This is a genomic window from Pseudomonas sp. USHLN015 (genome assembly GCF_037153275.1).
Lineage (GTDB): Bacteria > Pseudomonadota > Gammaproteobacteria > Pseudomonadales > Pseudomonadaceae > Metapseudomonas > Metapseudomonas tohonis.
The window spans coordinates 107,189-133,685 of sequence record NZ_JBBCKP010000007.1; the positions used below are offsets into that span (position 1 = coordinate 107,189).

The following is a 26,497-nucleotide window of genomic DNA, read 5'->3' on the forward strand; positions in this document are numbered from 1 at the left end:
GTGAGCTAGGTGTTGCTAGAAGGTTTTTGGCCACGCCGGTTGCCGAGCTTTGCTGATGCTTCTGGTTTCGCCCCGCCCCGGGCGAGTCCCTTTTAACAATCGTCGGAATGCCGAACCACTTAAAAGGAACCAAAAGCGCTCGCCCCTCCATACGGGTCTGGCTGACGCCAGACTTCCCTCGCTCCATCCTCGTTTCAGGGGCACGCCGCGAAGGGCCATCCCTGGCCCATCGCGGCTCTCGCGACATCCATGTCGCTCAACCCCTGAAACGACGATTGCGCTCGGCCTCCTGAAAGGAGCGTTTGGCTGCTGCTCCAACATTGATGCTCATGCTTCATATTGATGTGCGCATCGCCACTTTACCTGCGTTGCGGCCGGCGGCTTTTGTAGGATGGCGTAGAGCGAAGCGAAACCCATCGCTCAACCCGCTCTTCGGCTCCGGATCAGTCGAGCATGTCCTTGAAGCGTTCGTCCTTGCCGTAGAGCAGCGGCTGGGCGAAGCCCGGGACCTTGATGCCTTCGGCGGTGACTTCCAGGGCCTTGTCGTCGATCAGGTCGTTGCCGAAGTTGTAGATGATGTCCAGTTCGCCCTTGAGCGCGCGCTCGTCGTATTGGCGGGCGGCGGCGCGGGTGGCTTCGCGCTTCTCGCAGTAGTCGGCGAAGGCTTTCTCGCCATGGCGCTTGCGCAGCATGTTCTCGGTCAGGCGCGGCGAGATCACCACGCCGCTGGCGTTGTTGCCGCCAAAACCCTTCGAGTTGACGAAGCAGATGTCCAGGCTGCGCTGCTCCATGCGCTGGTCGCGGGTGGAGATAGACAGGTGCTGCTGGTGCACGTCGTCGGCGACCCGGTCGATGGTCTTGATGCCCGGCAGGATGCCGTAGCGGAAGGTGCCGAGGGCCGAGACCACCTGGTCGCCGCTGGCGGTGGCCAGGCTATGGCCGACGAAGGCCTTGACCGCGGTGATGGGCCAGGACTCGATGCCGAAGGCGGCGGCGACGCGGTCCAGCAGTTCGGACTCGGTGACGCGGTTGGCCGGGGTGCTGGAGCCGTGGGCGTGGACGAAGCTGTGCTGGCGCACGGTCTCGCTGCCGAACAGCTGGGTGGCGCTGGCCACGGCCTTGGCCAGGGTCAGGTAGTTGCCCGGGCCGGGGGCGGAGATGGATTTCTTGAAGCCGTCGGCGTTGATGAAGACGTCGGTCACCGCGCCATGGATATCGGCACCCAGCTCCAGGGCCAGGGCGTCGTCCATCAGCACCACGTACTGGCTGGACTCGGCCAGGGTGAAGCCGCAGTTCTCGCCGAAGGGGCGGCTGGCACGGCGGAAGTCCACGTCCTCGCGGCCGCCGACCTGGCGCAGGCCGTCCTCGGTGGCCAGGGCGCCCATGGCGCCGTAGCCGTCGATGCATTCCTGGTTGATCGGCGCCTCGGCGTTGCCCACCAGGGCGACCCGCGCGCGGCCGGAGCCGATCAGCTCGATGGCCTTCTGCAGGTTGTAGAGGAAGGTGGCGCAGGCGCCGGTGACGCTGCCGGTGGTGCCGACACTGCCCAGCACGTAGGCGTTGATGAAGTCGGCGGGCATGGTGTTCAGGCCCAGCGGCAGTTGCTTGGCGGTGACGCGGCCACCCTTGAGGCGCGACTGCATCAGGCCGCCGAAACCGTTCTCGTCGAGCTGGCTCATGATGCTGCCGGAGAACACCGCGACCTCGTCGGGTTGCACCCGGTCGACGATGTGCTGCCAGGGCAGGCCGATGGAGCGGATGGCGTCGGTGGCGGCGACCACGGACATCTGCAGGCCGCGCGGGTGGAAGCGCGAGTTGTACAGCTCGCCCGGCTCGAAGCCGGTGGGCAGCTGGCCGGCGGACTTGACCGGCAGGGCGCGGAAGCTCTCGACCTTGAACTCGGTGGCGTCATTGAGGGTGACGCGCACCTCGCCGGATTCCAGCGGCTCGACCGACCAGCTGGCCGGCAGCGGTTCGGGCAACTGCTTGCGCGAGGTGACGAAGCGGATGCTGGAGCCCGGTTCGGCGGAGACGCCGATGCTCTTCTGCCAGGGGGCGGCGTCGACGTCCAGGTGCTGCTTCTCGATGCGGCGCACCAGGGTCGAGGCGAGGAGGCGTTCACCGAAGCGCGACTCGATGTCGGCCAGGCTCAGCGGCGCGCCGTCGGCGTCCAGGTACTGGCCATCGACCACGGTCACCAGCTTGGTCATCACTGCCAGGCCGGCCAGGGTTTCCTGGCGCGCGGCGGCGTCGACGGACTCGATCACGGTACGGCGGAAGCCATGGTGGAACGAGCTTCGGCCCGCTGCGTTGTAACCGCCGAAACCAACGATGACCGGAAGTCGAGACATGACGCGGGAACTCCTCAAATAGACCATTTCGTGACCGGGGCCGGGCCGAGCGCGGTGAAGATGGGCCGTGAGGGCCGCAGGTGCGGCTGGCCAGGGAACGCGTCGGGGATGTCCGGCCACCGTGGACGAACCAGGTGGCAGCTCGAAAGATTCGAATGCCTAACCTGACGCGGCAGCTGACCGTCGAGTCACTTGAGGATTGATCGGTACTGCCCGTGTGCATCGACGGCGGGCATGGTCGTGCGGGGCGGCGGGAGGAGCCGGGGCCGCCTGCACGACCCCGTGGGTTGGAGGCTTCAGCGGTAGCTGATGCCCGGGTTGGCGGTGCTGACGCGGGTGCCGGCCTTGCCCTGGACGATGGCCTCGATATCGGCCAGGGAGCCGATCACCGCGACGCGCCCGGTGTTGCGGGCGAATTCGCTGGCGGCCTGGACCTTGGGTCCCATGGAGCCGGCGGCGAAGCCGAGGCGTTCGAGCTCATCCGGGTGGGCTTCGGCGATGGCCTTCTGGGTCGGCTTGCCCCAGTCGATGTAGGCGGCGTCGACGTCGGTGGCGATCACCAGCAGGTCGCTCTCCAACTGCTGGGCCAGCAGCGCGGAGCACAGGTCCTTGTCGATCACCGCCTCGACGCCCTTGAGCTTGCCGTTGTCGTCATAGAGCGTGGGGATGCCGCCGCCACCGGCGCAGATGACCACCGAGCCCTTCTCCAGCAGCCACTTCACCGGGCGGATCTCGAAGATCTGCTTGGGCCGGGGGCTGGCGACCACACGGCGGAACTTGTCGCCGTCGGGGGCGATGGCCCAGCCTTTCTCCGCGGCCAGGCGCTCGGCCTCTTCCCTGGAGTACACCGGGCCGATGGGCTTGGTGGGGTTCTGGAAGGCGGGGTCCTTGGCGTCCACTTCCACCTGGGTGAGCAGCGTGGCGAAGGGCACCTCGAAGGGCAGCAGGTTGCCCAGTTCCTGTTCGATCATGTAGCCGATCATGCCCTCGGTCTCGGCGCCGAGGACGTCCAGCGGGTAGGTGCTGACCGCCGTGTAGGCGGCGCCCTGGAGGGCCAGGAGGCCAACCTGGGGACCGTTGCCATGGGCGACCACCAGTTCGTTGCCGGGCTGGATCTTGGCGATCTGCTCGGCGGCGATGCGCACGTTGATGCGCTGATTCTCCGCGGTCATGGGCTCGCCACGGCGCAGCAGGGCGTTGCCGCCCAATGCGACGACTATTCGCATGATTGTTCTCCTGTTGCGGTGGAGAGGGAGCGGCTCTGCCACTCCCTCCCCGGATCACGGATATCCCAGGAAGCCATAGAGATGGAGGCGCGAAGGCGAGCGAGCAGCGACGACCCCGTGAGGCGCCGCAGTGCCGCCGACAACGCCAGCGCCCCTGTGGCGGACTGGAATCAGACGTCGGCGAGGGTCGATACCAGGATCGCCTTGATGGTGTGCATGCGGTTCTCCGCCTGCTCGAAGGCGATGCAGGCCGGGGACTCGAACACGTCGTCGGTCACCTCGATGCCGTTGGCCAGGTGCGGGTACTGCTCGGCGATCTGCTTGCCGACCTTGGTATCGCTGTTGTGGAAGGCCGGCAGGCAGTGCATGAACTTGGTCCGCGCGGTGCCGGAGGCCTTCATCATCTCGGCGTTGACCTGGTAGGGCAGCAGCTGCTTGATGCGTTCGCCCCAGGCCTCCACCGGCTCGCCCATGGAGACCCAGACGTCGGTGTGGATGAAGTCGACGCCCTTGACCGCCGCCTTGGGGTCTTCGGTGATGGTGATGCGCGCGCCGCTTTCCTCGGCGAATTCCTTGCACTGGGCGATGAAGTCGTCCTCCGGCCACAGCGCCTTGGGTGCGGCGATGCGCACGTCCATGCCCAGCTTGGCGCCGATCAGCAGCAGGGAGTTGCCCATGTTGTTGCGGGCATCGCCCAGGTAGGCGTAGCTGATGTCGTGCAGCGGCTTGTCGCTATGCTCGCGCATGGTCAGCACGTCGGCGAGCATCTGGGTGGGGTGGTACTCGTCGGTCAGGCCGTTGAACACCGGGACGCCGGCGAACTTGGCCAGTTCTTCGACGATTTCCTGCTTGAAGCCGCGGTACTCGATGGCGTCGTACATGCGCCCGAGCACGCGGGCGGTGTCCTTCATGGTCTCCTTGTGGCCGATCTGCGAGGAGTTGGGGTCGATGTAGGTGACGTTGGCGCCCTGGTCATAGGCGGCGACCTCGAAGGCGCAGCGGGTGCGAGTGGAGGTCTTCTCGAAGATCAGCGCGATGTTCTTGCGTTTCAGGTGCTGCTGCTCGGTGCCGGTGTACTTGGCGCGCTTCAGGTCGCGGGAGAGGTCCAGCAGGTAGCGCAGCTCGCGGGTGCTGTGGTGCATCAGGCTGAGCAGGTTGCGGTTGTGCATGTTGAAAGCCATGGTCTTTCTCCTTTTGGGCAGGTCGGAATCCAGGCCCCGTCAGAACAGCTCGTGGCTGGCGGGGCGGGCGGCCGCGGGTGGCGGCCGCCGGGGTTCGGCTTCTTGGATCAATAGTCGATCGGGTCGCGCAGGATCGGGCAGGTCATGCAGTGGCCACCGCCACGGCCGCGGCCGAGTTCGCTGGCGCTGATGGTCACCACCTCGACACCGGCCTTGCGCAGCTGGGTGTTGGTGTAGGTGTTGCGGTCATAGCCGACCACCACGCCGGGCTCCAGGCAGACGACGTTGTTGCCGTCGTCCCACTGCTCACGCTCGGCCTCGAAGCTGTCGCCGCCGGTCTGCACCACGCGCAGCTGCTTGAGCCCGAGGGACTCGGCGACCACGTCGATGAAGCTCTTCTCCTCGCGGCGGATGTCGATGCCGTAGGGGCGGCTTTCGTCCGGGCGCAGGATGAAGGGGACGATCTCCTTGACCACTTCCGGGAAGACCGTGACCAGGTCGCGGTCGCAGAAGGTGAAGACGGTGTCCAGGTGCATGGCCGCGCGGGACTTCGGCAGGCCGGCGACCACCACCTTCTGTGCCGCGCCCTTGGCGAACAGCGACTGGGCCAGTTGGCCGATGGCCTGGCGCGAGGTGCGCTCGCCCATGCCGATGAGCACCACGCCGTTGCCGATGGGCATCACGTCGCCGCCTTCGAGGGTGGCGCTGCCGTGGTCCTGGTCGGGGTCGCCGTACCAGACTTCGAACTCGGCGTTGGTGAACTCGGGGTGGAACTTGTAGATGGCGGTGGTGAGCAGGGTTTCCTGGCGTCGCGCCGGCCAGTACATCGGGTTGAGCGTCACGCCGCCGTAGATCCAGCAGGTGGTGTCGCGGGTGAACTGGGTGTTGGGCAGCGGCGGCAGGATGAAGCTGGAATGGCCCAGGTAGTCGCGGTACATCTTGACCGCGCTGACGCCCTCGCTGTCCGGCAGGTCGGAGCCGGCGACCCCGCCGATGAGGAACTCGGCGAGTTTGCGTGGCTCAAGGCCCTCGAGCCAGGAGCGCACTTCGTTGGTCAGGCCGATGCCGACCTGGTTGGCGGTGATCTTGCGGTCGAGGATCCATTTCAGGGCCTCGGGGTTCTGCACGGTGTCGGTGAGCAGGTTGTGCATCTCCATCACCTCGACGCCGCGCTCGCGCATCTTGGTGACGAAGTCGAAGTGGTCGCGCTTGGCCTGGTTGACCCAGATGACGTCATCGAACAGCAGCTCGTCGCAGTTGTTGGGGGTCAGGCGCATATGGGCCAGACCGGGCGAGCAGACCATCACCTTATGCAGTTTGCCGGCTTCGGAATGAACGCCGAGTTTGACTTTGGACATGGCAGGTCTCCTTACGAGTTACAGAGTCAGGAAGCCGTCGTAGAGGCCGTAGGCCGCCACGAGCGCGCCGATTACCACGGCGGCGAAGATCAGCTTCTCAACGTTGGTGAAGATGGGTTGGCCGAGCTCGTGCTTGGCCTTGGCGAAGAGGATCGCGCCAGGGGCGTAGAGCAGGGCCGAGAGCAGCAGGTACTTCACGCCGCCGGCGTAGAGCAGCCACACGGCGTAGACCAGGGCGACGGCGGCGATGGCCAGGTCCTTGTTGCGGTCGCGGCCGTCCGTCTCGTAGGTCTCGCCACGGATCGGCAGCAGCAGGGCGTAGGCGGCGGACCAGAAGTAGGGCACCAGGATCATCGAGGTCGCCAGGTAGATCAGCGACAGGTAGGTGCTGGCGCTGAACAGCGTGACGATGAGGAACAGCTGGACCATGGCGTTGGTCAGCCACAGGGCGTTGGCCGGCACATGGTTGGCGTTCTCGCGACGGAGGAACTCCGGCATCGTGTGGTCCTTCGCGGCGGCGAAGAGGATCTCCGCGCACAGCAGCACCCAGGACAGCAGGGCACCGACCAGGGAGATGATCAGGCCGACGCTGATCAGCACCGCGCCCCAGTGGCCGACCACGTGCTCCAGCACCGCCGCCATGGACGGGTTCTGCAGCTTGGCCAGTTCAGGCTGGGTCATGATGCCGAGCGACAGCACGTTCACCAGTACCAGCAACAGCAGCACGGTGACGAAGCCGATGATGGTGGCCTTGCCGACATCGCTGCGCTTCTCGGCGCGGGCGGAGAAGATGCTCGCGCCCTCGATGCCGATGAACACCCAGACGGTGACCAGCATCATGTTGCGCACCTGGTTCATCACGCTGCCCAGCTCGGGGTTCATCGAGCCCCAGATGTCGGCGGTGAAGATGTCCAGCTTGAAGGCGAACAGGCAGATGAGGATGAACAGGAACAGCGGCACGATCTTGGCGACCGTGGTCACCAGGTTGATGAACGCTGCCTCCTTGATCCCGCGCAGCACCAGGAAATGCACGGCCCAGAGCACCACCGAGGCCCCGATGATGGCCGCCGGGGTGTTGCCCTCGCCGAAGATCGGGAAGAAGTAGCCGAGGGTGCTGAACAGCAGGACGAAGTAGCCGACGTTGCCCAGCCAGGCGCTGATCCAGTAGCCCCAGGCCGAGGAGAAACCCATGTAGTCGCCGAAGCCGGCCTTGGCGTAGGCGTACACGCCGCCGTCGAGATCGGGCTTGCGGTTGGCCAGGGTCTGGAAGACGAAGGCCAGGGTCAGCATGCCGATGGCGGTGATACCCCAGCCGATGAGAATGGCGCCGACATCGGCGCTGGCCGCCATGTTCTGCGGCAGCGAGAAGATACCGCCGCCGACCATGGAGCCAACGACCAGCGCCACCAAGGCGCCTAGTCGGAGTTTTTGGGTGGAGTCTGACATCTTGCACCTCCAGTAGGAGTAGGAACTGTGCTTAGTTGGCTCTTCCTTTCGGGGAAGAGTTATGACGTAGGTCAATAGCTAGCTAACAATTCGCGCGGGACTATTTCCTTACAGACTTCGGAGGGGACATGGCAGCATCGGAGGCAGGCTCGGAGCGAGCAAAATAGGGGGTCGGCAAGCCATCCCAGGCGGCGCCCAGTTCAAGCTAGTTGGTTTTTGTGACAGTTCAAGTTGTAAGGATTTGCTGTAAGAAACATGGCCAAATGCCATTTGCTTATATCGGATTTATTCAAGTTTCACTTGATTTCGAATGGATATAAGCAAACTCGCCTGGACGTTTCTTACATCAACTTTCCATAAGGGGGATCGAGCATGTTTCGACCAGGGCACCTGGTCGTCAGACGTGATGGGGCGGGGCCTTGCCCTGGCTATTTCATCGACATGGATTACCAGCTCCGGCAGCGTGATCGCGAAACCTACGTGCACTTCGATCTGCGGGGGTAGGTGGCCGGGCACGGCTTCCATGACACCTTCGAGCTGCATCGCGATGTCGCCTACAACTTCCTGCAGAGCACCTGCCGGCGCCTGCGACGGCATGGATTCCCCCCGCACCTGCGGATCACGGCGGGCATGCGTGGGGATTACGAGCGGGTGTTCGCCGACCTGCGCAGGCAATTGCACGCCGCGCCGGGGACGCCGGTGGACCTGGCGCGCTTTCTTCTCGACAGGTCGCTTTGACGGGGTGGATACGACGAACCCGGCACGAGGGCCGGGTTCGACGTGGAAGGCGACGGGCTGATGGACCGTCGCCTGCCGCCAGGGCCGGGGAGGGCCGAGGCTGCGCTGGGGAAAGAAACCCGGTGGCGGCTTGTGGCCGCTGCGGGCGGGCATCCCGGGGAGGCGGGATGCCCTGGTTCAATGCCTTGGCATTGAGATGCGGTGCATGGAGCAAGGCCTGTGCCAGTGCCCGTGAATGCCGGGATTGCTGGCATCGGCCCGAGGGAGCGGCTCCGGTCTGAGCGGAAGTCCGCCTATCAGTCCTGCTCGTCGGCGGGATTTCCGCCACCGAAGCTGAGGTTGTGCTTGCGCAGCTTGTCCGACAGCGTCTTGCGCGGCAGGCCCAGGGCCTCGGCGAGACTGCGCATGGAGTTGTGCGGGTTGCCCAGCTCCGCGAGGATCAGCGCCCGCTCGAAGGCTTCCACCTGCTCGCTCAGGCCGCCGCTGCTGCTGGGCAGCTCCGGCGCACCGTTGTCCAGGGCCAGGTCGAGGCCGAGGGCGAAGCGCTCGCCAGCGTTCTGCAGTTCGCGCACGTTGCCGGGCCAGTCGTGGGTCAGCAGCAGGGCGCGCTGCGAGCTGTCCAGCGTGCGCGGCTGGCTGCCGTGGCGCGCGGCGGCGGCTTCGGCGAAGTGCTGGAACAGCAGGAGGATGTCCTCGCCGCGTTCACGCAGCGGTGGGATGCGCAGGCTGGCGACGTTGAGGCGGTAGTAGAGGTCGGCACGGAAGCGGCCCTGGTCGGCGGCCTGGCGCAGGTCTTCCTTGGTGGCGGCGATGACACGGATGTCGAGCGGGATCAACTGGTTGGCGCCGAGCCGTTCGACAACGCGCTCCTGCAGCAGGCGCAGCAGCTTGACCTGCACGTCGGGGCTCATGCTCTCGATCTCGTCGAGGAACACGGTGCCGCCGTTGGCGTACTCGAACTTGCCGATGCGGCGCTTCTGCGCGCCGGTGAAGGCGCCCTGTTCGTGGCCGAAGAGTTCGCTCTCCACCACGGACTCCGCCAGGGCGCCGGCGTTGATGGCGACGAAGGGGCCGTCGCGGCGTGCGGACAGGTCGTGCAGCGCGCGGGCCACCACCTCCTTGCCGGCACCGGTCTCGCCGAGGATCAGTACGTCGGCGCTGGTGCCGGCGAGCGCGCCGATCTGCTCGCGCAGGCGCTGGGCGGCGGCGGACTGGCCCACCAGGCGGGCGCTGAGCTGCTGGCGGTCGGAGAGGGCCAGGCGCAGGCTGCGGTTCTCCAGCACCAGGCGGCGCAGGTCGAGGGCGCGGCGCACGCTGTCGAGCAGGTCTTCGCTGGCGAAGGGCTTCTCCAGGAAATCATAGGCACCGGCGCGCATGGCCTGCACGGCCAGGGGCACGTCGCCGTGGCCGGTGATCAGCAGCACGGGCAGCTGGGGGTCGCGTTCGTGAAGCTGGCGCAGCAGTTCGAGGCCGTCGACACCGGGCATGCGGATGTCGCTGACCACCACGCCCGGCCAGTCGGCGGGCAGGTTCGCGGCCAGGCCCTTGGCGTCGCCCAGGGTGGCGACCTTGAGGCCGGCGAGGTCGAGTGTCTGGCTCAGGGCCTGGCGCAGGTGCGGGTCGTCGTCGACCAGCAGGACCTGGGTTCCGGCTTCGAGTGGCTGGGTCATGCGGAATGGTCCTCGGGTGAGAGGGGGTTGGCGCCGGGGATGGCCGAGCGCAGGTGCAGGGTCAGCAAGGCGCCGCCTTCGGGGTGGTTGGCCAGCAGCAGTTCGCCGCCGAGGGCACGGATCAGGCTGTCGCAGATGGCCAGGCCGAGGCCCAGGCCCTGGGCGCTGGTCTTGGTGGTGAAGAAGGGCTCGCGCGCGCGCTGCAGGGCTTCGCGGGTGAAGCCGGGGCCATTGTCGCGCAGGGTCAGGGTCACCCCGTCGGCATGGGCTTCGGCGCTGAGCCAGATGCGCCGGGGCTGCGGCTTCTCGCCCAGGGCGTCGAGGGCGTTGGCGAGCAGGTTGCCGAGCACCTGGCGCAGTCGGGTTTCGCCGGCCTGTACCCAGAGCTGGGCCTCGGGCATGTCGCGGATCAGTTCGACCTCCATCGCCCGGCGCCGCTTGGCCAGCAGCGCCAGGGCGTCGTCGAGCGCAGGTTGCAGGGCGACGTTCTCCGGCGCATGGCGGTCGCGCCGGGCGAAGGCGCGCAGGTGGGCGATGATCGAGGCCATGCGTCCGGTCAGCTCGCTGATCTGCCGCAGGTTGCCGCGGGCATCGTCGTAGCGTTCGTGGTCCAGCAGCACGCCGGCGTTGTCGGCATAGCTGCGGATGGCGGCCAGCGGCTGGTTGAGCTCGTGGCTGATGCTGGCGGACATGGTGCCGAGGGCGGAGAGCTTGCCGGCCTGCACCACTTCGTCCTGGGCGCGCACCAGCTCCTGCTGGGCCTGTTCGCGCTCCAGCACCTCGACCTTGAGCCGGCTGTTGAGGGCTTCGAGGTCCTGGGTGCGCTCCTGCACGCGCTGCTCCAGTTCGCGGCGGGCTCGGGTGTCCAGGGCGATGCGGTCGAGGTAGTGGCGGCGGCGCTGCATCATCAGGCCGAGCAGCAGCAGCAGGGCGAGCAGGGTGGCGGCGGCGATGGCGTCGGTGGTGCGCACCTGGCGGTCGACCAGGACCTGCGGCGCGAGGATGCTCACCGTCCAGCCGGTTTCACGGAGCTCGCGGCTCTGGGTGATCCACTCGCCGGGGCGCAGGCGGATCGGCTCGGGTGACTGGGTCGGGTAGGGCTGGTTGGCGGCGATGGCGGCGCGTTCGGCGTTGTCCAGCTCACGGGTGGCATGGAAGCGCCATTGCGGGCGCGAGGTGATGATCGCGACGCCGTTGGAGTCCGTCACCAGCAGCTGTTCCGGGGTGTTGCCCCAGAGCGATTCGGCGTCGTCCAGGTCGACCTTGACGACCAGGATGCCGATCACCGCCTGGCCCTCGCGCACGGGACTTGCGTAGAAGTAACCGCGCTTGCCGGAGGTGGTGCCGAGGCCGAAGAAGCGCCCCTGGCGGCCCTGCAGCGCCTCGCGGTAGTACGGGCGGAAGGCGAAGTCGCGGCCGATGAAGCTGTCCGCCTTGTCCCAGTTGGAGGAACTGAGGGTAATGCCCTGGGGGTTCATCAGGTAGATGACGTCGGCGCCGGTCTCGTCGCGTACCTCGCTCAGCAACCGGTTGGCGGCTTCCAGGCGCGCCGGGTCGTGCGGCTCGGCCAGCTGGCTGCGCAGGGCGGGCAGGTCGGCGAGGATCGGCGGCAGGACTTCGAAGCGACGCAGGGTGCCCAGCAGGTTGGCGACGTAGAGGTCGAGGGTCTGCCGGTTCTGCTCGGCAAGGGCCTGGTTGTAGTAGCGCTCGGCCAGGTGATGGGCCGGCCACAGCAGGGGCGCCAGGACCAGGGCCAGCAGGACGAGGCTGCGCCAGCGGGGGCGATAGGGGAGGGCGTTGGCGGTCATGGGTGTCGGAATGCGCCGGGGATGCGGCGCATTATGACACCGGCGGGCTCAGCGAGGGTGACGCAGGCACTCGTCCAGGCCCTGGCGCCAGTCGGGCAGGGCGACGTCCCAGTCCCGCAGCAGCTTGCTGCCGTCCATCCGCGAGTTGAGTGGCCGCTGTGCCGGCGTCGGGTAGGCGCTGCTGGGGATGGGCTCCAGGCGGGCGCAGGGCTTGCCCTCGGCCTTGAGCGTATCGGCGATGGCGCTGGCGAAGCCGAACCAGGAGGTCTCGCCGCCTGCGCTGAAGTGATAGGTGCCCCAGGCCTGGCGGCCGTCCTGCCAGCGCTGGATCAGCGTGGCGGTGGCGGCGGCGATGTGGCCGGCCCAGGTGGGCGCGCCGACCTGGTCGTCCACCACGCGCAGGTGTTCGCGCTCCTGCAGCAGGCGCTGCATGGTGAGCAGGAAGTTGCGGCCGTGCAGGGAGTAGACCCAACTGGTGCGCAGGATCAGGTGCGCACCGCCCACCGCGCGGATTGCCTCTTCCCCGGCCAGCTTGCTGCGGCCGTAGACGCCCAGCGGGCTGGGCTGGTCGTCTTCGGTGTAGGGCGCGTTCTTGCTGCCGTCGAAGACGTAGTCGGTGGAGTAGTGGATCAGCGGCGCACCCAGGGCGGCGGCCTCTTCGGCCAGCACGCCGGGGGCGCTGGCGTTGAGGGCGAAGGCGGCCTGGGGCTCGCTTTCGGCCTGGTCCACGGCGGTGTGGGCGGCGGCGTTGATGATCAGGTCGGGGCGCTCGGTGCGTACCAGGCGGCGGATGGCGTCACTGTCGGCCAAGTCCAGGCGGTCGCGGCCGAGGACGAGCAGCTCGGCCCGGTCGGCGAGGGCCAGTCGCAGTTCACGGGCGACCTGGCCGTTGTGGCCGGTGATGAGGATCTTCATGGGAATACGTCGGCCTCGGCGAGGCTGAGACCGGCCTGATCCTTGGCGGAGAGCTGGGGCGCTTCGCTCAGTTGCCAGTCGATGGCGAGGGTCGGGTCGTCCCAGCGGATGCAGCGCTCGTGGGCAGGGGCGTAGTAGTCGGTGGTCTTGTAGAGGAACTCCGCGAACTCGCTGAGGACCACGAAGCCGTGGGCGAAGCCTTCCGGGACCCAGAGCTGGCGCTTGTTCTCGGCAGAGAGGAGTACGGAGACCCAGCGGCCGAAGGTCGGCGAGCTGCGGCGCACGTCGACGGCGACGTCGAGCACCTCGCCGGCGGTGACCCGCACCAGCTTGCCCTGCGCTTGCTGCAGCTGATAGTGCAGGCCGCGCAGCACGCCTTTCTGCGAGCGCGAGTGGTTGTCCTGGACGAAGTCCCGCTTGAGGCCGGTGGCCTCTTCGAAGGTGCGGGCGTTGAAGCTCTCGAAGAAGAAGCCGCGTTCGTCGCCGAAGACGCGGGGTTCGAGGATCAGCACGTCCGGCAGGTTGGTGGCGATGGCCTTCATGCCTGCTCCCCCGCCAGCTTGTAGAGGTACTGGCCGTAGCCGGTCTTGCCGAACGCCTTGGCGCGCTCCAGTAGCCGCGTCTTGTCGATCCAGCCGTTCTGGAAGGCGATCTCTTCCAGGCAGGCGACCTTGAGGCCCTGGCGGTGTTCGATGGTCTGAACGTACTGGGAGGCTTCCAGCAGGCTGTCATGGGTGCCGGTGTCGAGCCAGGCGAAGCCGCGTCCGAGTTTCTCGACCCGCAGGTCGCCGCGCTGCAGGTAGGCGTTGTTGACGTCGGTGATCTCCAGCTCGCCGCGGGGTGAGGGCTTCACCGCCTTGGCGATGTCGATGACGTCGTTGTCGTAGAAGTACAAGCCGGTGACGGCGTAGCTGGACTTGGGCTTGGCGGGCTTTTCCTCGATCGAGATGGCCTGGCCCTGGGCATCGAACTCGATGACGCCGAAGCGCTCCGGGTCGTTGACCCAGTAGCCGAATACGGTCGCGCCCATTTTGCCTTCGGCCGCGCGCTTGAGCTTCTCGGTGAAGTGCTGGCCGTGGAAGATGTTGTCGCCGAGGATCAGGCAGACCGAGTCTCCCCCGATGAATTCCTCGCCGATCAGGAAGGCCTGGGCCAGGCCGTCCGGCGAGGGTTGCTCGGCGTAGGCGAAGCGCACGCCGAACTGGCTGCCGTCACCCAGCAGGTTGCGGTACTGGGGCAGGTCCTGGGGGGTGGAGATGATCAGGATCTCGCGGATGCCGGCGAGCATCAGCACGGAGATGGGGTAGTAGATCATCGGCTTGTCGTAGATCGGCAGCAACTGCTTGGACACGCCGAGGGTGATGGGGTGCAGGCGGGTGCCGGAGCCCCCGGCGAGGATGATGCCTTTCATGCTTGGGCTCCCAGGCGTTCGCGTTGGTAGCTGCCGTCCTGTACGCGGCGGCACCACTCCAGGTTGTCGAGATACCACTGCACCGTCTTGCGCAGGCCGGTCTCGAAGGTTTCTTGTGGCCTCCAGCCCAGCTCGCGTTCGATCTTGCCGGCGTCGATGGCGTAGCGCAGGTCGTGGCCCGGGCGATCCTTGACGTGGGTGATCAGCTCCTCGAAGCGGGAGACGCCCTGGGGCCTGGCGGGTGCGAGCTCTTCCAGCAGCGCGCAGATGCCGCGCACCACGTCGATGTTCTTCTGCTCGTTATGGCCGCCGATGTTGTAGGTCTCGCCGACCACACCACGGGTGACGACCTCGACCAGGGCGCGGGCGTGATCCTCGACGAACAGCCAGTCGCGCACCTGCAGGCCATTGCCATAGACCGGCAGCGGCTTGCCTTCGAGGGCATTGAGGATCATCAGCGGGATCAGCTTCTCGGGGAAGTGATAGGGGCCGTAGTTGTTGGAGCAATTGGTCAGCAGCACCGGCAGGCCATAGGTGCGGTTCCAGGCGCGGACCAGGTGATCGGATGCCGCCTTGCTCGCCGAATAGGGGGAGCTGGGGGCATAGGGCGTGGTCTCGGTGAACAGGTCGTCCACGCCATGCAGGTCGCCATACACCTCGTCGGTGGAGATGTGATGGAAGCGGAAGGCGGCCTTGCGCTCGGCGTCCAGTCCGGACCAGTAAGCACGGGTGCTTTCCAGCAGCGCATAGGTGCCGACGATGTTGGTCTGGATGAACTCGGCCGGGCCGTCGATGGAGCGGTCGACATGGGACTCGGCCGCCAGGTGCATGATGGCGTCGGGCTGGAAGCGCTGCAGGGCGGCGCCTACGGCGGCGCTGTCGGCGATATCGGCCTTGAGGAACTGGTAGCGGGGGTTGTCCGCGACGCTGGCCAGGGACTCGAGGTTGCCGGCGTAGGTCAGCTTGTCGAGGTTGAGAACTTCGTGATCGCTGTGGACCAGCAGATGCCGGACGAGTGCGGAGCCAATGAAGCCGGCTCCGCCGGTGATGAGGATGCGCATGACTGAGCCCGGAAAAAAAACAGATTATATCTACCGTTCCGACGGTATCTCCAGGCCGCCATTTTTAGCGTCTCAGGCACAAAAAAGCCCCGCATCGCTGCGGGGCTTTTTCATGTCTTGGTGCCGGCACCAGGAATCGAACCCGGGACCTACTGATTACAAGTCAGTTGCTCTACCAGCTGAGCTATACCGGCAAGGGGCGGCCATTATAGCGATTGGCTGGGCTGAGTAAACCACCTGATGGTGCTGCTCAGAATCAGAAGGCGTGGGCTTATGCACAAGTGTGAGGTTTTTGGCACGGGAGTACTCGCGATCTGTGATCCGGATCGCGGAATGGCGTAACTGGCTGTTTTTCTGATGATTTATTTTTTGCTCAAAAAGCGATCAATTCTCAGCAGGCCTTGCCCGGATGGGCATTCGGGCAGTTGCTCATAAATCATCAACAAAGTTATCCACAGGTTCTGTGGGCAAGTCGCTGCGCTCCGCGAGCAGCAAGAGGTTGCGGGGTGTGAGGCGGTGTTCGCAGAAGCGGCCGGCCTGCACCCGGTAGCCGCGCTCCTGGAGGAACAGGGCGCGGTCGAGCAGCAGCCAGATCTCCAGTGGGCGGCGGAAGAGGGCGCGCAGCAGTTCGAGGTTGCGCACCTGGGCCAGGCGTTCCCGGCCCTGGGCTTCCAGCCGATCCCAATCGCGTGAAGCGGGGGTGGCCAAGCCCTTTAATTCGGCGAGGTCGTGGCAGTAGCGCTCGAAGGGTTTCTCCAGCCAGCTCACCGGTAGCGAGGGCGTGGGCAGGTAGAGGTCGATGCCGCGCTGCTCCCGCTGCAGCAGGTCGAAGGCCAGGCGCCTGGCCATGGACTGGTCGCGCTGGCGACGGACGCGGGCGCCGGCGGTGACGGTTTCGCTCTGCACCAGGCGCAGGTCCCGCCGGTCCGGGCGCAGGCTGGAGCGTTGCGCGGCGGTGGACAGGGGCTGGTAGTGCTGTTCGCTGATGCGGTTGTAGCAGCAGGGCGCCACGGCCAGTTGTCCACAGCCCTGGTCGCTGGCCAGGTGCAGCAGGCGTACGTGCAGGTCGCCGCAGGCATGCAGGGCGATGGCGGTGTGTTCGGGGCGCAGCTGGGCGGCGGTGTTGCAGGCCATCACGTCCTGCAGCCGGTGCGATGCGTCGATCCCGAGCCGGTCGCTGAGGCGCTGGCCGTCTTCCACCAGCAGGGGGTCGAATTCCAGGCAGGTGAGCGCCGCATCAGGGTGGGCCAGGCTGCGCCCCAGGTGGCCCTTGCCGGCACACCAGTCGAGCCAGTGACGGGGCGCCCGGCTGAACCGCAGGCTACCGGCGAAGGCCTGGATCTGCTGCCATTTGCGCCCGGGTACGTCGAGGCATAAGGCGGACGGCCACTCGCCCGCTGGGGCCGGGTCGAAGGCGCCGATCTCGGCCAGCTCGCGCGAGCGGCCGGCCAGCCCGGGGAAGGGCGCAGGCGCATCGGGCAGCTGCAACAGGCCATGGCTGGCTTCCGCCTGCTCCAGGCTGCGACTGCGAAGCCAGCGGGCGAGATCGGGCAATTCGTCTTCCCAGCCCAGGCGCAGCTCGGTGAAAGGCTCCGGGTGCCACAACGGGTAGCCGTGGCTGAGGAACTCATCCAGCGCGGCGAAGCGTTCGAGCAGCAGGGGGCCCTGAAGGGGCGCGGGGCTTGGCATGGCGAGGGGGACGACGGCGATCGGGTGCGCAGTATAGCGCCGCCCCTCGTGGCGAGGGGCGGCGCCTGGTCAGCGGCCCTGGCAGGCGTCGACGCGCAGCCAGCGTTCCAGCAGGCGGAAGCCGCGCACCAGAAGGAAGGCGATCACCAGATAGAACATCCCGGCGGCGAAGAAGATCTCCACCGGCAGGTAGGTGCGGGCGATGATGGTGCGGGCCATGCCGGTGAGTTCCAGCAGGGTCACGGTGCTGGCCAGGGCGCTGGCCTTGAGCATAAGGATCACCTCGTTGCTGTACGCCGGCAGGCCGATGCGCGCAGCGCGCGGCAGGACAATGTGCACCAGGGTCTTGAACTGCGACATGCCCAGCGCCCGCGCGGCCTCGATCTCGCCCGGCGGGATGGCCTGGATGGCGCCGCGGATGATCTCGGCGATATAGGCCGCCGTGTGCAGGGTCATGGTGATGACCGCACACCAGAACGGGTCACGCAGGTAGGGCCAGAGCGGGCCCTTGCGCACCAGGTCGAACTGGGCGAGGCCGTAGTAGACCAGGAACAGCTGGACCAGCAGCGGCGTGCCACGGAAGAAGAAGATGTAGCCGTAGGGCAGGGCGCGCACGTACCAGTGGCGCGAGGAGCGGGCGATGCCCATGGGCAGGGCGAGGATCAGCCCGGCGACCACGGCGATGGCCACCAGCTCCAGGGTCAGCAGCGCCCCGTCGAACAGGCGCGGCAGGTATTTGACGATCACGTCCCAGTTCATGCCGCGCTCCTCTTGAAGCCGCGTCCGGCGCGTTTTTCGAGCCAGTGCATGCCGATCATCGCGAGGATGGTCAGGCCCAGGTAGATGAAGGCCGCCACCATGTAGAAGGTGAAGGGCTCCTTACTGGCGGTCACGGCGATCTGCGAGCGACGCATGATTTCCTCGAGGCCGATCACCGAGACCAGCGCGGTGTCCTTCATCAGGATCATGAACAGGTTGCCCAGGCCCGGCAGGGCGATGCGCCACATCTGCGGCAGGATCAGGCGCCAGAGGATGCGCCCGTTGGACATCCCGAGCGCCAGGCCCGCCTCACGATGCCCCTTGGGGATGGCCAGGATGGCGCCGCGGAACACCTCGGTGGCGTAGGCGCCGAAGCACAGGCCCAGGGCGATGGTGCCGGCGGCGAAGGCCGACAGCTCCAGGCCGGGCACGCCGATCTTCTCGCCGATGGCGCGCATGAGGTTCACGGTGCCGAAATAGATCAGCAGGACCCAGAGCAGCTCGGGCACACCGCGTACCAGGGTGGAATAGGTTCCGCCAAGCCACTGCAGCGGCTTTTTGGGGGAAGTCTTGGCCAGGGCGCCGAGCAGGCCCAGCACCAGACCGAGCGACAGCGCGCAGAGCGCCAGCTTGATGGTCATGAGGGTGCCGGCCGCCAGGGCGGGGCCGAATCCGTAGAGGTCGAGGTTCATCTGCAAGGCTACTGCTGGGGACCGGCGCCGCGTGGGCGGCGCCGGTCAGGCGGGCATCAATAGATGCTGAAGGGGAAGTACTTGTCGTTGATCTTCTTGTAGGTGCCGTCAGCGACGATTTCCTTCAGGGCCGCGTTCAGCTTCTCGCGCAGCGGGTCGCCCTTGCGCACGGCGATGGCGATCTTGTCGTTGTCGAACACCGGTTCGCCCTTGAATTCGAAGCCTTTGCCGGCATCGCTCTTGAGCCATTCCCAGTTGACGAACTTGTCGGCCAGGACGCCGTCGAGACGGCCGGAGGACAGGTCCAGGTAGGCGTTCTCCTGGGTGTCGTAGAGCTTGATGTCGACGACGTCGGCCATGTTGTCTTCGAGCCAGGTGCCGGCGATGGTGGCGCGCTGGGCACCGATGACCTTGCCTTTCAGGCTGGCCTTGTCGGTCTTGAAGTCAGCGTCCTTGGGGGCGATGAACTGCAGCTTGTTGGTGTAGTAGGCGTCGGTGAAGTCGACGGCCTGCTTGCGCTCCTCGGTGATCGACATGGAGGCGGCGAGGAAGTCGAATTTCTTGGCGTTCAGGGCCGGGATGATGCCGTCCCAGTCGGAGGTGACCACTTCGCACTCGGCCTTCATCTTGGCGCAGAGGGCCTGGGCGATCTCGACGTCGAAGCCGCCGACCTGGCCGCTGGCGTCGATCAGGTTGAAGGGTGGGTAGGCGCCTTCGGTACCGATCTTGAGTTTGTCGGCGGCGACGGCGCTGGTCCCGAAGGCCAGGGTGGCGGCAGCGGCCAGCAGGATCTTCTTGTAGTTCTTCATGCGATGTTGCTCCGTGTTTAGCGATTGCTGGACATGAATTGTTTACAGCGCGCCGAGTTCGGGTTTTCGAACACCTGTTGTGGCGTCCCCTGTTCTTCGACCAGGCCCTGGTGGAGGAAGACCACCTCGCTGGACACCTGGCGGGCGAAGTTCATCTCGTGGGTCACCAGCAGCATGGTCCGGCCCTCTTCGGCGAGCGCGCGGATCACGTTAAGCACTTCTTGTACCATCTCGGGGTCGAGCGCCGAGGTGGGTTCGTCGAACAGGATCACTTTAGGCTGCATTGCCAGGGTGCGCGCGATCGCCGCGCGCTGCTGCTGGCCGCCGGAGAGCTGGGCGGGGTAGACGTGGCGCTTGTCGGCGATGCCGACCTTTGCCAGCAGGGCCTCGGCTATTTCGGTGGCCTCCGCCTTGCTCTGGCCGAGCACGCGGCGCGGTGCCTCGATGATGTTGTCGAGGACGGTCATGTGTGGCCACAGGTTGAAGTTCTGGAATACGAAGCCGATCTCGCTGCGCAGGCGGTTGATCTGCCTGCTGTCGGCGGCGACCAGCTCGCCCGTGCGGGCGGCTTTGAGCTTGAGTTCTTCACCGGCGACGATGATCTGGCCCTTGTGAGGGTTTTCCAGCAGGTTGATGCAGCGCAGGAAGGTGGACTTTCCGGAGCCGGAAGAGCCGAGGATGGAGATGACGTCGCCATCGCGGGCGGTAAGGGAGATGCCCTTGAGCACTTCAAGATCGCCGTAGCGTTTGTGCAGGTTGCGGATTTCTAGCGCGGGCGTGGCCTCGGCCATGGGGGTTCCTCTTATTGTTCGGATGCGCTCCGGCTGCGATCGGCCTTCCTGGCGAAGGAGGCCAACCTAGCATAGGCCCCAGGGGGCGCCAAGGGCGGTACTGGTACCGCGCCGGCTCGCTTGTGGGGCTTGTCGCATGGATGCAGACGATTGTCGCGCAAACGCAAGAAAAGACGGTTTTTGCCTGGGTTCGACGCAAAGGCGGCGCACCCTACGCGCAAACCGCTCGCAATTCCAGTGCCAGGCGGAAGTGGGGCAGGGCGTCTCAGCGGGTCTTGCCGCGGCCATCCAGCAGGCTGGCGACCTTGTCGCGCAGTTCGTCGATGGAGAAGGGCTTGGCGATCATGTCCATCTGGGTGGCCAGCTCGCTGCCGTCGATGCTGACGATCTCGGCGTAGCCGGTGGCGAACAGCACCCGCAGGCCCGGTCGCAGCTCACGGGCCACGGCGGCCAGTTCCTGGCCGTTCATGCCGGGTAGGCCGATGTCGGTGAGCAGCAGGTCGATCTCGGTGTCGCTGCGCAGGATCGCCAAGGCCTGCTGGCCATCGCAGGCTTCCAGCACCTGGTAGCCGAGCTCGTCCAGCACCTCGACCGTCAGCATGCGCACGACATCGGCGTCTTCCACCACCAGTACGGTTTCACGGCTGGCGGCCGTCGTCGGTTGCTCGATTGGGTTCTCTGGTTGTTCCGACAAAACGGGACCTCGCGGTAATAGAAGGCTGACACAGGTGCCTTGACCGGCAATGCTCTGCAGGCGGATCTGGCCTCCGGTCTGTTTGATGAAGCCATATACCATGGACAGCCCCAGCCCGCTTCCCTGACCCAGCGGTTTCGTCGTGAAGAAGGGCTCGAAGGCGTGGCTCAGCACCCGTTCGTCCATGGCATGCCCGGTGTCGCGGACCTCCAGCAGCAGATGGCCCATGGGGGCACCCTCGGATTCTTCCGGTGCGGCTTCCGGAGCGCTGGCGCGGATCAGCAGCCGGCCGCCGTCGGGCATCGCCTCACGGGCGTTTTCCACCAGGTGTTCCAGCGCCTTGCGCAACTGCTCGGCGTCGCACAGCACGCTGGCGGGCAGCTCCTCCACCTGCAGCTCCAGCTCGACCGCCGGACCTGCCCGTTCTGCCAGGCGCTGGCGGTGTGCCGCGAGCAGGGTCTCCAGGCGTACCGGCTGGATGTCCAGGGCCTGCCGGCGGGCGAAGGAAAGCAGGTTGTGGGTCAGCGCGGCGCCCCGCTCCGCCGAATCGGTGGCAGCGTCGATGAAGCGCTCCAGGTCCCGGCGCGCCTCGTCGGGCAGGCGCCGGCGGATCAGGTCGAGGCCGACACGGATGCCCGCCAGCAGGTTGTTGAAGTCGTGGGCGATGCCACCGGTCAGTTGCCCGACCGCCTCCATGCGCTGGGCGTTGCGCAGCGCTTCTTCGGTGCGCTGGAGCACCTCGGCGGTGCGTTTTTCCTCGGTGATGTCGTGGCCGTTGCCGTACTGGATGTCGTTTTCCGGGGTGGCGCTCCAGGACAGCCAGCGGTAGCTGCCGTCGCGGTGGCGCAGGCGGTTCTCGAAGCGCCAGATGCGCTGCCCTTCGGCCAGCGCCTGGCGGGTCTTGTCGGTGCCGGGGATGTCGTCCGGGTGCTCCAGCCAATGTGTCGTACGGCCCAGCAGCTCCTCCTCGCTCCAGCCCAGGGTGGCGGTCCAGGCCGGGTTGATGCTGAGCAGGCGCCCCTGCTGGTCGGCGACGCAGAGCAGGTCCTGGCTCAGGTTCCAGATGCGGTCGCGCTCCAGGGTGCGCAGGTGCAGGCGCTGGGCCTCTTCGGCGTGGCGCGCGCTGCGTTGCAGGTCGTTCGCCAGGCTGCCGGCGAGTTCGTCGAGGAAGGCGCTGTAGCGCTCATCCAGCTGCCGGCGGGGGCTGATGCCGCAGACCAGGAAGCCCAGCGTCCGGGCTTCACCCTGTGGCTCCAGCAACGGCAGGATGCGTGCACGGGTCACCGCCTCCGGCCAGGGGGCGAGCGGCAGCGCCGTGGCGAGCGTGCAATCCTGCGCAGGCATGCCGATCGACAGGTCCCAGGGCCCGTCGGCATCGCCCGGGTCGATCGTCGCGGGGGCCAGTGGGCTGTCCGCTTCGAGCCCGCAGCGCACTGCAAGCCGGGCGCTGCGGCCGTCCCCGTCGAGGCGGTAGAGCAGGCAGAAGGGCAGGTCGGCGCCGGCCATGGCCAGCATCGTCTGGGCGACCTGGCAGGTTTCGTCGGGATTGGTGGCGTTGCGGGTACTGCTGCGCAGATCGCTGAGCAGGCGTACGCGGCGGTTCTCCAGCACCTGCGCGGTGGTTTCGATCACCGTGTTGAACAGCCCCACCGGGCGGCCGTCGGGGCCGAAGATCGGGCTGACGTTGTAGTTGAAGTAGCACTCCTCGACATAGCCGAAGCGCTGCATCGGCAGCAGTCCGTCCTCGGTGTGCACGGCGATGCCGGTCTGCATGATGCCGTCGAACATCGGCTCGAGCGTGTCCCAGATGTCCGACCAGGCCTCCCGCGCCGGCCGGCCCAGGGCGGCGGGATGCTTGTCGCCGGGAATCGCGCTGTAGGCGTCGTTGTAGAGCAGGTGGTAGTCCCGGCCCCAATAGATGCAGACGGGAAAGCGCGCGTTGAGGCCGACGCCGAGGATCGACTTCAGGGGCCCCGACCAGCCCTCCAGGGGGCCCAGCGGCGTGGCGCTCCAGTCGTGGGCGCGTATCAGTGGAGCCATGGCCCCGCTGCTGGTGAGGAAGTCACCCGCTGCCGCAGGCCCGACGCAAAGGTCCGGCGGCGTCGCCTGCATGGGCTGGAGGTGTCCGTTTTGGCTGGATTCCATCGCTTTCATTCGAGGCGCATGCGCGCAATCCGGAGCGGGATAACTTTGAAATGGGCGGCCGGAAAAAATTCCCTTTTTCTTGATGAACCTTTTTCCCGCTCCCCGTGTTCCAAGCGGAACCCTGGCACTTGGTGTCGATTTGCCATGTGACGGGGGTGATTGGTTAAAGGGAACGGGCGCATTACCATGCGAAACCCTTCGATATCCCCAATAGATCGGTGATTTTAGGCACCAGGCCAGGGAACCCCCAGATGACTCACGAAAATTCCACCGACGAGAAGAGTTTCCGGCGCATTCTCGCCCGCAACGTCGCCCTGCCGCTGGGTGTCGGCGTGCTCGGGGCCATGCTCTTCGTGGCGCTGATCTCCTACCTGCTCTACGTGCTGAGCTGGGTCGAACACACCGATATCGTCATCAGCAACGCCAACGACGGCCTGCGCCTGTCCGTGGACCAGGAGTCGGGCCTGCGCGGTTACCTGATCTCCGGCAACGCCGCCTTCTTGCAGCCCTACGAGCAGGCGCGCCCGCGCATCAGGGCGGCCATGGCCGGCCTGCGCGAGATGGTCAAGGACAACCCGCCCCAGGTGGAGCGCGTGCGCACCATCGAAGCGCTGCAGGAGGAGTGGGATCGCTTCGCCAAGGAGATGATCGAGCGCAAGCGCAACGGCCTGGACGTGGTGGACACCGTCAGCGAAGGGCGCGGCAAGCAACTGGTCGACGGCATCCGCGAGCAGTACCGCATCTTCATCAACCTGGAGCGCCAGCTGCGCCACGAGCGCAACGAGAAGGCCAGCGATACGGCGATCCTCACCATCGTCCTCTACCTGCTCTTCAGCCTCAGCTTGAGTGGCCTGCTGGCCTACTTCGGGCGCCGCGAACTGCTCTCGCTGTCTTCGACCTACAGCGCCTCCCTGGAGCAACAGAGGGCCCACAGCGAGCACCTGCAGCGCCAGGCCTGGCTGCGTGACGGCCAGGCGCGGCTCTCCGAGCGCATCATCGGCCAGCAGACCCCGCCGGTGCTGGGGCGCAACATGCTGGAGTTCCTGGCCGGCTACCTCGACATGGCCGTGGGGGCGCTCTATGGGCGCGACGAGCATGGCGGCCTGCAGCGCGTCGCCTCCTACGGCTTCTCCCGCGAGCAGGAAGCGCGCGAGCAGAACTTCGGCAGCGCCGAGAGCCTGGTGGGCCAGGTGGCCATCGAGAAGCGCGCGCGCGTGCTCGATGCTCTGCCGGCAGGCTATATCAAGGTCAATTCCGGGCTGGGTGACGTAGAACCGCAATCCGTGCTGCTGGTTCCGACCTTCAGCGATGGCGAGGTCAATGGCGTCATCGAACTGGGTTTCCTCAGGCGCCTGGAGCCCCGCGACAGTGCGCTGCTGGAAATGATCGCCAGCAACCTCGGTACCGCCCTCGAGGCGTCCCGCTACCGCCAGCGCCTGCAGGCGGTGCTGGAGGAGACCCAGCAGCTCAACGAAGAGCTGCAGGTGCAGCAGGAGGAGCTCAAGACCGCCAACGAGGAGCTGGAGGAACAGTCCCGCGTGCTGCGCGAGTCCCAGGCCCATCTGGAGACCCAGCAGGCCGAACTGGAGCAGACCAACGAGCGGCTCGGCGAGCAGGCCCAGGAAATGGCCGCCCAGCGCGACGACCTGGACGAGAAGAACAACGCACTCAACCAGGCGCGCCTGGAGCTGGAGGCCCGCGCCGAGGAGCTGCAGCGCGCCAGCCGCTACAAGTCCGAATTCCTCGCCAACATGTCCCATGAGCTGCGCACGCCGCTCAACAGCTCGCTGATCCTGGCCAGGCTGCTGGCGGACAACCAGGCGGGCAACCTCAACGAGGAGCAGATCAAGTTCGCCGAGTCCATCTACTCCGCCGGTAACGACCTGCTGAACCTGATCAACGACATCCTCGACATCTCCAAGGTCGAAGCCGGCAAGCTCGACGTGCGCGCCGAGAACTCCAACGTCCAGCGCCTGGTCGAGGGGCTCAAGGGGGTGTTCCAGCCGCTGGCCGACGAGAAGCACCTGGCTTTCCACCTGGACATCGACGCCGACGCGCCGACCGTGCTCTACACCGACCGCCAGCGCGTCGAGCAGATCCTCAAGAACCTGCTCTCCAACGCCTTCAAGTTCACCGACCACGGCGCCGTCGGCCTGCGTGTCAGCCGCGCCCAGGGCGGCATCGCCTTCGCCGTCAGCGACAGCGGCATCGGTATCCGCAGTGACCAGCTCGAGCCGATCTTCGAGGCCTTCCACCAGGCCGACGGCACCACCAACCGGCGTTTCGGCGGCACCGGCCTGGGGCTGTCCATTTCCCGCGACCTCGCCGAGCTGCTCGGTGGCTCCATCCTGGTGTCCAGCGAGCCGGGCAAGGGCAGCCTGTTCACCCTGCTGCTGCCGGAAACCTACCAGAGCCGTGGCGAGGCCGAGGCCGGGCCCCTGGCGCTGGTCGAGCGCCCGCCGGTGGAACGCCAGGCTCCGCGCCTCGCCCCGCCGCCGGCCCAGGAGGCGCCCCGCGCCGAACCCATCCCCAGTTTTCCCGATGATCGCGGCCTGGCCGAGCTGGGCGGGCGCTGCGTGCTGGTTATCGAGGACGAGCCCAAGTTCGCGCAGATCCTCTACGACCTGGCCCATGAACTCGGCTACCGCTGCCTGGTGGCCCATGGTGCCGACGAGGGCTACCAGCTGGCCGACGGTCATTCGCCGGACGCCATCCTCCTCGACATGCGCCTGCCGGACGAGTCCGGGCTCTCGGTGCTGCAGCGCCTGAAAGGCAATCCGCGTACCCGCCACATCCCCGTGCACGTCATTTCGGTGGAAGACCTGAGCGAGGCGGCCCTGCACCTGGGCGCCATCGGCTATGCGGTCAAGCCCACCACCCGTGAGCAGCTCAAGGATGTGTTCGGCAAGCTGGAGGCCAAGCTCACGCAGAAGGTCAAGCGCGTGCTGCTGGTGGAGGACGACGCCCTCCAGCGCGACAGCATCGCCCGCCTGATCGGCGACGAGGACATCGAGATCACCGCCGTCGAGTTCGGCGAGCAGGCCCTCGAGCTGCTGCGCAACACGCTGTTCGACTGCATGATCATCGACCTCAAGCTGCCGGACATGCAGGGCAACGACCTGCTCAAGCGCATGGGCAGCGAGGACATCTGCTCCTTCCCGCCGGTCATCGTCTACACCGGGCGCAACCTCACCCGCGACGAAGAAGCCGAGCTGATGAAGTACTCGCGCTCTATCATCATCAAGGGCGCGCGCTCGCCCGAGCGGCTGCTGGACGAGGTCACGCTGTTCCTGCACAAGGTCGAGTCGGAACTCTCCAGCGAGCGGCAGAAGATGCTCAAGACCGCGCGCAGCCGCGACAAGGTATTCGAGGAGCGGCGCATCCTCCTGGTGGACGACGACGTGCGCAACATCTTCGCCCTCACCAGCGCACTGGAGCAGAAGGGCGCGCGGGTGGAGATCGCCCGCAACGGCCGCGAGGCCATCGACAAGCTCGACGAGGTGGCCGACATCGACCTGGTGCTGATGGACGTGATGATGCCGGAGATGGACGGCTACGAAGCCACGCGCCTGATCCGCCAGGACGCACGCTGGGCCAAGCTGCCGATCATCGCCGTCACCGCCAAGGCGATGAAGGACGACCAGGACCTGTGCATGAAGGCCGGTGCCAACGACTACCTGGCCAAGCCCATCGACCTGGACCGGCTGTTCTCGCTGATCCGCGTGTGGCTGCCGAAGCTGGAGCGCATCTGAG

At 66.6% G+C, this 26,497-nt stretch carries 19 protein-coding genes and 1 tRNA gene; 2 read left to right on the top strand and 18 right to left on the bottom strand.

All coding sequences use genetic code 11. The annotated features are described in order from the left end of the window. Positions 1-443: 443 nt before the first annotated feature. The 5 genes from WFQ67_RS15660 to arcD all read right to left on the bottom strand — a co-directional run bounded on the left by WFQ67_RS15660 (position 444) and on the right by arcD (position 7,562). A complete protein-coding gene (locus WFQ67_RS15660) occupies positions 444-2,351 on the bottom strand; it encodes a beta-ketoacyl synthase (protein ID WP_337057433.1) in 1,908 nt (635 codons plus the stop codon). Between the two features lie 296 nt (positions 2,352-2,647). After that, on the bottom strand, positions 2,648-3,577 hold the full coding sequence (arcC, locus tag WFQ67_RS15665) for a carbamate kinase (protein ID WP_213627013.1): 930 nt from the start codon (positions 3,575-3,577) through the stop codon (positions 2,648-2,650). A 170-nt stretch (positions 3,578-3,747) separates the two neighbouring features. Beyond that, positions 3,748-4,758: an ornithine carbamoyltransferase gene (locus WFQ67_RS15670; protein WP_213627011.1), complete on the bottom strand. Its 1,011-nt coding sequence runs from the start codon at positions 4,756-4,758 to the stop codon at positions 3,748-3,750. A gap of 107 nt (positions 4,759-4,865) precedes the next feature. After that, positions 4,866-6,116, bottom strand: a complete 1,251-nt coding sequence (gene arcA / locus WFQ67_RS15675) for an arginine deiminase (protein ID WP_337057435.1) — start codon at positions 6,114-6,116, stop codon at positions 4,866-4,868. 18 nt (positions 6,117-6,134) lie between these two features. Beyond that, the gene (gene arcD, locus WFQ67_RS15680; RefSeq protein WP_213627008.1) at positions 6,135-7,562 is read right to left on the bottom strand and encodes an arginine-ornithine antiporter; all 1,428 of its coding nucleotides are present in this window, start codon (positions 7,560-7,562) and stop codon (positions 6,135-6,137) included. Between the two features lie 504 nt (positions 7,563-8,066). Here arcD and WFQ67_RS15685 point away from each other — a divergent pair. Then, the gene (locus WFQ67_RS15685) at positions 8,067-8,300 is read left to right on the top strand and encodes a DUF5064 family protein (protein WP_337057436.1); all 234 of its coding nucleotides are present in this window, start codon (positions 8,067-8,069) and stop codon (positions 8,298-8,300) included. Between the two features lie 296 nt (positions 8,301-8,596). Here the strand turns inward: WFQ67_RS15685 and WFQ67_RS15690 are convergent, their stop codons facing one another. The 13 genes from WFQ67_RS15690 to WFQ67_RS15750 all read right to left on the bottom strand — a co-directional run bounded on the left by WFQ67_RS15690 (position 8,597) and on the right by WFQ67_RS15750 (position 22,639). After that, positions 8,597-9,970: a sigma-54-dependent transcriptional regulator gene (locus WFQ67_RS15690; protein ID WP_213627005.1), complete on the bottom strand. Its 1,374-nt coding sequence runs from the start codon at positions 9,968-9,970 to the stop codon at positions 8,597-8,599. Beyond that, positions 9,967-11,778 (bottom strand): sensor histidine kinase, encoded by a 1,812-nt coding sequence (locus WFQ67_RS15695; RefSeq protein ID WP_213626997.1) that lies wholly within the window; start codon positions 11,776-11,778, stop codon positions 9,967-9,969. The genes WFQ67_RS15690 and WFQ67_RS15695 overlap by 4 nt, the downstream gene beginning before the upstream one ends. Before the next feature lie 48 nt (positions 11,779-11,826). Then, entirely contained in the window at positions 11,827-12,693 is an 867-nt protein-coding gene (gene rfbD / locus WFQ67_RS15700) for a dTDP-4-dehydrorhamnose reductase (RefSeq protein ID WP_213626995.1), read from the bottom strand. Continuing rightward, complete coding sequence (rfbC, locus tag WFQ67_RS15705; protein WP_337057438.1) at positions 12,690-13,235, bottom strand: dTDP-4-dehydrorhamnose 3,5-epimerase; 546 nt, start codon at positions 13,233-13,235, stop codon at positions 12,690-12,692. Before rfbC ends, rfbD begins: the two co-directional genes overlap by 4 nt. After that, positions 13,232-14,104: a glucose-1-phosphate thymidylyltransferase RfbA gene (gene rfbA, locus WFQ67_RS15710; RefSeq protein ID WP_271104233.1), complete on the bottom strand. Its 873-nt coding sequence runs from the start codon at positions 14,102-14,104 to the stop codon at positions 13,232-13,234. The genes rfbC and rfbA overlap by 4 nt, the downstream gene beginning before the upstream one ends. Beyond that, complete coding sequence (rfbB, locus tag WFQ67_RS15715) at positions 14,101-15,165, bottom strand: dTDP-glucose 4,6-dehydratase (RefSeq protein ID WP_337057439.1); 1,065 nt, start codon at positions 15,163-15,165, stop codon at positions 14,101-14,103. The genes rfbA and rfbB overlap by 4 nt, the downstream gene beginning before the upstream one ends. 118 nt (positions 15,166-15,283) lie before the next feature. Next, a tRNA-Thr gene (locus tag WFQ67_RS15720) sits at positions 15,284-15,359 on the bottom strand. Between the two features lie 235 nt (positions 15,360-15,594). Beyond that, on the bottom strand, positions 15,595-16,854 hold the full coding sequence (locus WFQ67_RS15725) for a methyltransferase (RefSeq protein ID WP_337057440.1): 1,260 nt from the start codon (positions 16,852-16,854) through the stop codon (positions 15,595-15,597). Positions 16,855-16,923: 69 nt separating this feature from the next. Continuing rightward, a complete protein-coding gene (locus WFQ67_RS15730) occupies positions 16,924-17,613 on the bottom strand; it encodes an ABC transporter permease (RefSeq protein WP_213626877.1) in 690 nt (229 codons plus the stop codon). Beyond that, positions 17,610-18,305 carry an ABC transporter permease gene (locus WFQ67_RS15735; protein ID WP_173170942.1) on the bottom strand — a complete coding sequence of 232 codons (696 nt, stop codon included), beginning with the start codon at positions 18,303-18,305 and terminating at the stop codon, positions 17,610-17,612. The genes WFQ67_RS15730 and WFQ67_RS15735 overlap by 4 nt, the downstream gene beginning before the upstream one ends. 56 nt (positions 18,306-18,361) lie before the next feature. Beyond that, on the bottom strand, positions 18,362-19,114 hold the full coding sequence (locus tag WFQ67_RS15740) for an ABC transporter substrate-binding protein (RefSeq protein WP_021218649.1): 753 nt from the start codon (positions 19,112-19,114) through the stop codon (positions 18,362-18,364). Positions 19,115-19,131: 17 nt separating this feature from the next. After that, positions 19,132-19,905: an ABC transporter ATP-binding protein gene (locus tag WFQ67_RS15745; RefSeq protein ID WP_111260755.1), complete on the bottom strand. Its 774-nt coding sequence runs from the start codon at positions 19,903-19,905 to the stop codon at positions 19,132-19,134. A 265-nt stretch (positions 19,906-20,170) separates the two neighbouring features. After that, positions 20,171-22,639: a PAS domain-containing protein gene (locus WFQ67_RS15750; RefSeq protein ID WP_337057441.1), complete on the bottom strand. Its 2,469-nt coding sequence runs from the start codon at positions 22,637-22,639 to the stop codon at positions 20,171-20,173. Between the two features lie 356 nt (positions 22,640-22,995). Here WFQ67_RS15750 and WFQ67_RS15755 point away from each other — a divergent pair, with 356 nt between their 5' ends. Continuing rightward, positions 22,996-26,496, top strand: a complete 3,501-nt coding sequence (locus tag WFQ67_RS15755) for a response regulator (RefSeq protein WP_337057442.1) — start codon at positions 22,996-22,998, stop codon at positions 26,494-26,496. Position 26,497: the final 1 nt, after the last annotated feature.

Excerpts from the sequence above, each read along its gene's own strand:
- WFQ67_RS15660 (WP_337057433.1), bottom strand. The coding sequence starts at position 2,351 with ATGTCTCGACTTCCGGTCATCGTTGGTTTCGGCGGTTACAACGCAGCG.
- arcC (WP_213627013.1), bottom strand. The coding sequence starts at position 3,577 with ATGCGAATAGTCGTCGCATTGGGCGGCAACGCCCTGCTGCGCCGTGGC.
- WFQ67_RS15670 (WP_213627011.1), bottom strand. The coding sequence starts at position 4,758 with ATGGCTTTCAACATGCACAACCGCAACCTGCTCAGCCTGATGCACCAC.
- arcA (WP_337057435.1), bottom strand. The coding sequence starts at position 6,116 with ATGTCCAAAGTCAAACTCGGCGTTCATTCCGAAGCCGGCAAACTGCAT.
- arcD (WP_213627008.1), bottom strand. The coding sequence starts at position 7,562 with ATGTCAGACTCCACCCAAAAACTCCGACTAGGCGCCTTGGTGGCGCTG.
- WFQ67_RS15690 (WP_213627005.1), bottom strand. The coding sequence starts at position 9,970 with ATGACCCAGCCACTCGAAGCCGGAACCCAGGTCCTGCTGGTCGACGAC.
- WFQ67_RS15695 (WP_213626997.1), bottom strand. The coding sequence starts at position 11,778 with ATGACCGCCAACGCCCTCCCCTATCGCCCCCGCTGGCGCAGCCTCGTC.
- rfbD (WP_213626995.1), bottom strand. The coding sequence starts at position 12,693 with ATGAAGATCCTCATCACCGGCCACAACGGCCAGGTCGCCCGTGAACTG.
- rfbC (WP_337057438.1), bottom strand. The coding sequence starts at position 13,235 with ATGAAGGCCATCGCCACCAACCTGCCGGACGTGCTGATCCTCGAACCC.
- rfbA (WP_271104233.1), bottom strand. The coding sequence starts at position 14,104 with ATGAAAGGCATCATCCTCGCCGGGGGCTCCGGCACCCGCCTGCACCCC.
- rfbB (WP_337057439.1), bottom strand. The coding sequence starts at position 15,165 with ATGCGCATCCTCATCACCGGCGGAGCCGGCTTCATTGGCTCCGCACTC.
- WFQ67_RS15725 (WP_337057440.1), bottom strand. The coding sequence starts at position 16,854 with ATGCCAAGCCCCGCGCCCCTTCAGGGCCCCCTGCTGCTCGAACGCTTC.
- WFQ67_RS15730 (WP_213626877.1), bottom strand. The coding sequence starts at position 17,613 with ATGAACTGGGACGTGATCGTCAAATACCTGCCGCGCCTGTTCGACGGG.
- WFQ67_RS15735 (WP_173170942.1), bottom strand. The coding sequence starts at position 18,305 with ATGAACCTCGACCTCTACGGATTCGGCCCCGCCCTGGCGGCCGGCACC.
- WFQ67_RS15740 (WP_021218649.1), bottom strand. The coding sequence starts at position 19,114 with ATGAAGAACTACAAGAAGATCCTGCTGGCCGCTGCCGCCACCCTGGCC.
- WFQ67_RS15745 (WP_111260755.1), bottom strand. The coding sequence starts at position 19,905 with ATGGCCGAGGCCACGCCCGCGCTAGAAATCCGCAACCTGCACAAACGC.
- WFQ67_RS15750 (WP_337057441.1), bottom strand. The coding sequence starts at position 22,639 with ATGGCTCCACTGATACGCGCCCACGACTGGAGCGCCACGCCGCTGGGC.
- WFQ67_RS15755 (WP_337057442.1), top strand. The coding sequence starts at position 22,996 with ATGACTCACGAAAATTCCACCGACGAGAAGAGTTTCCGGCGCATTCTC.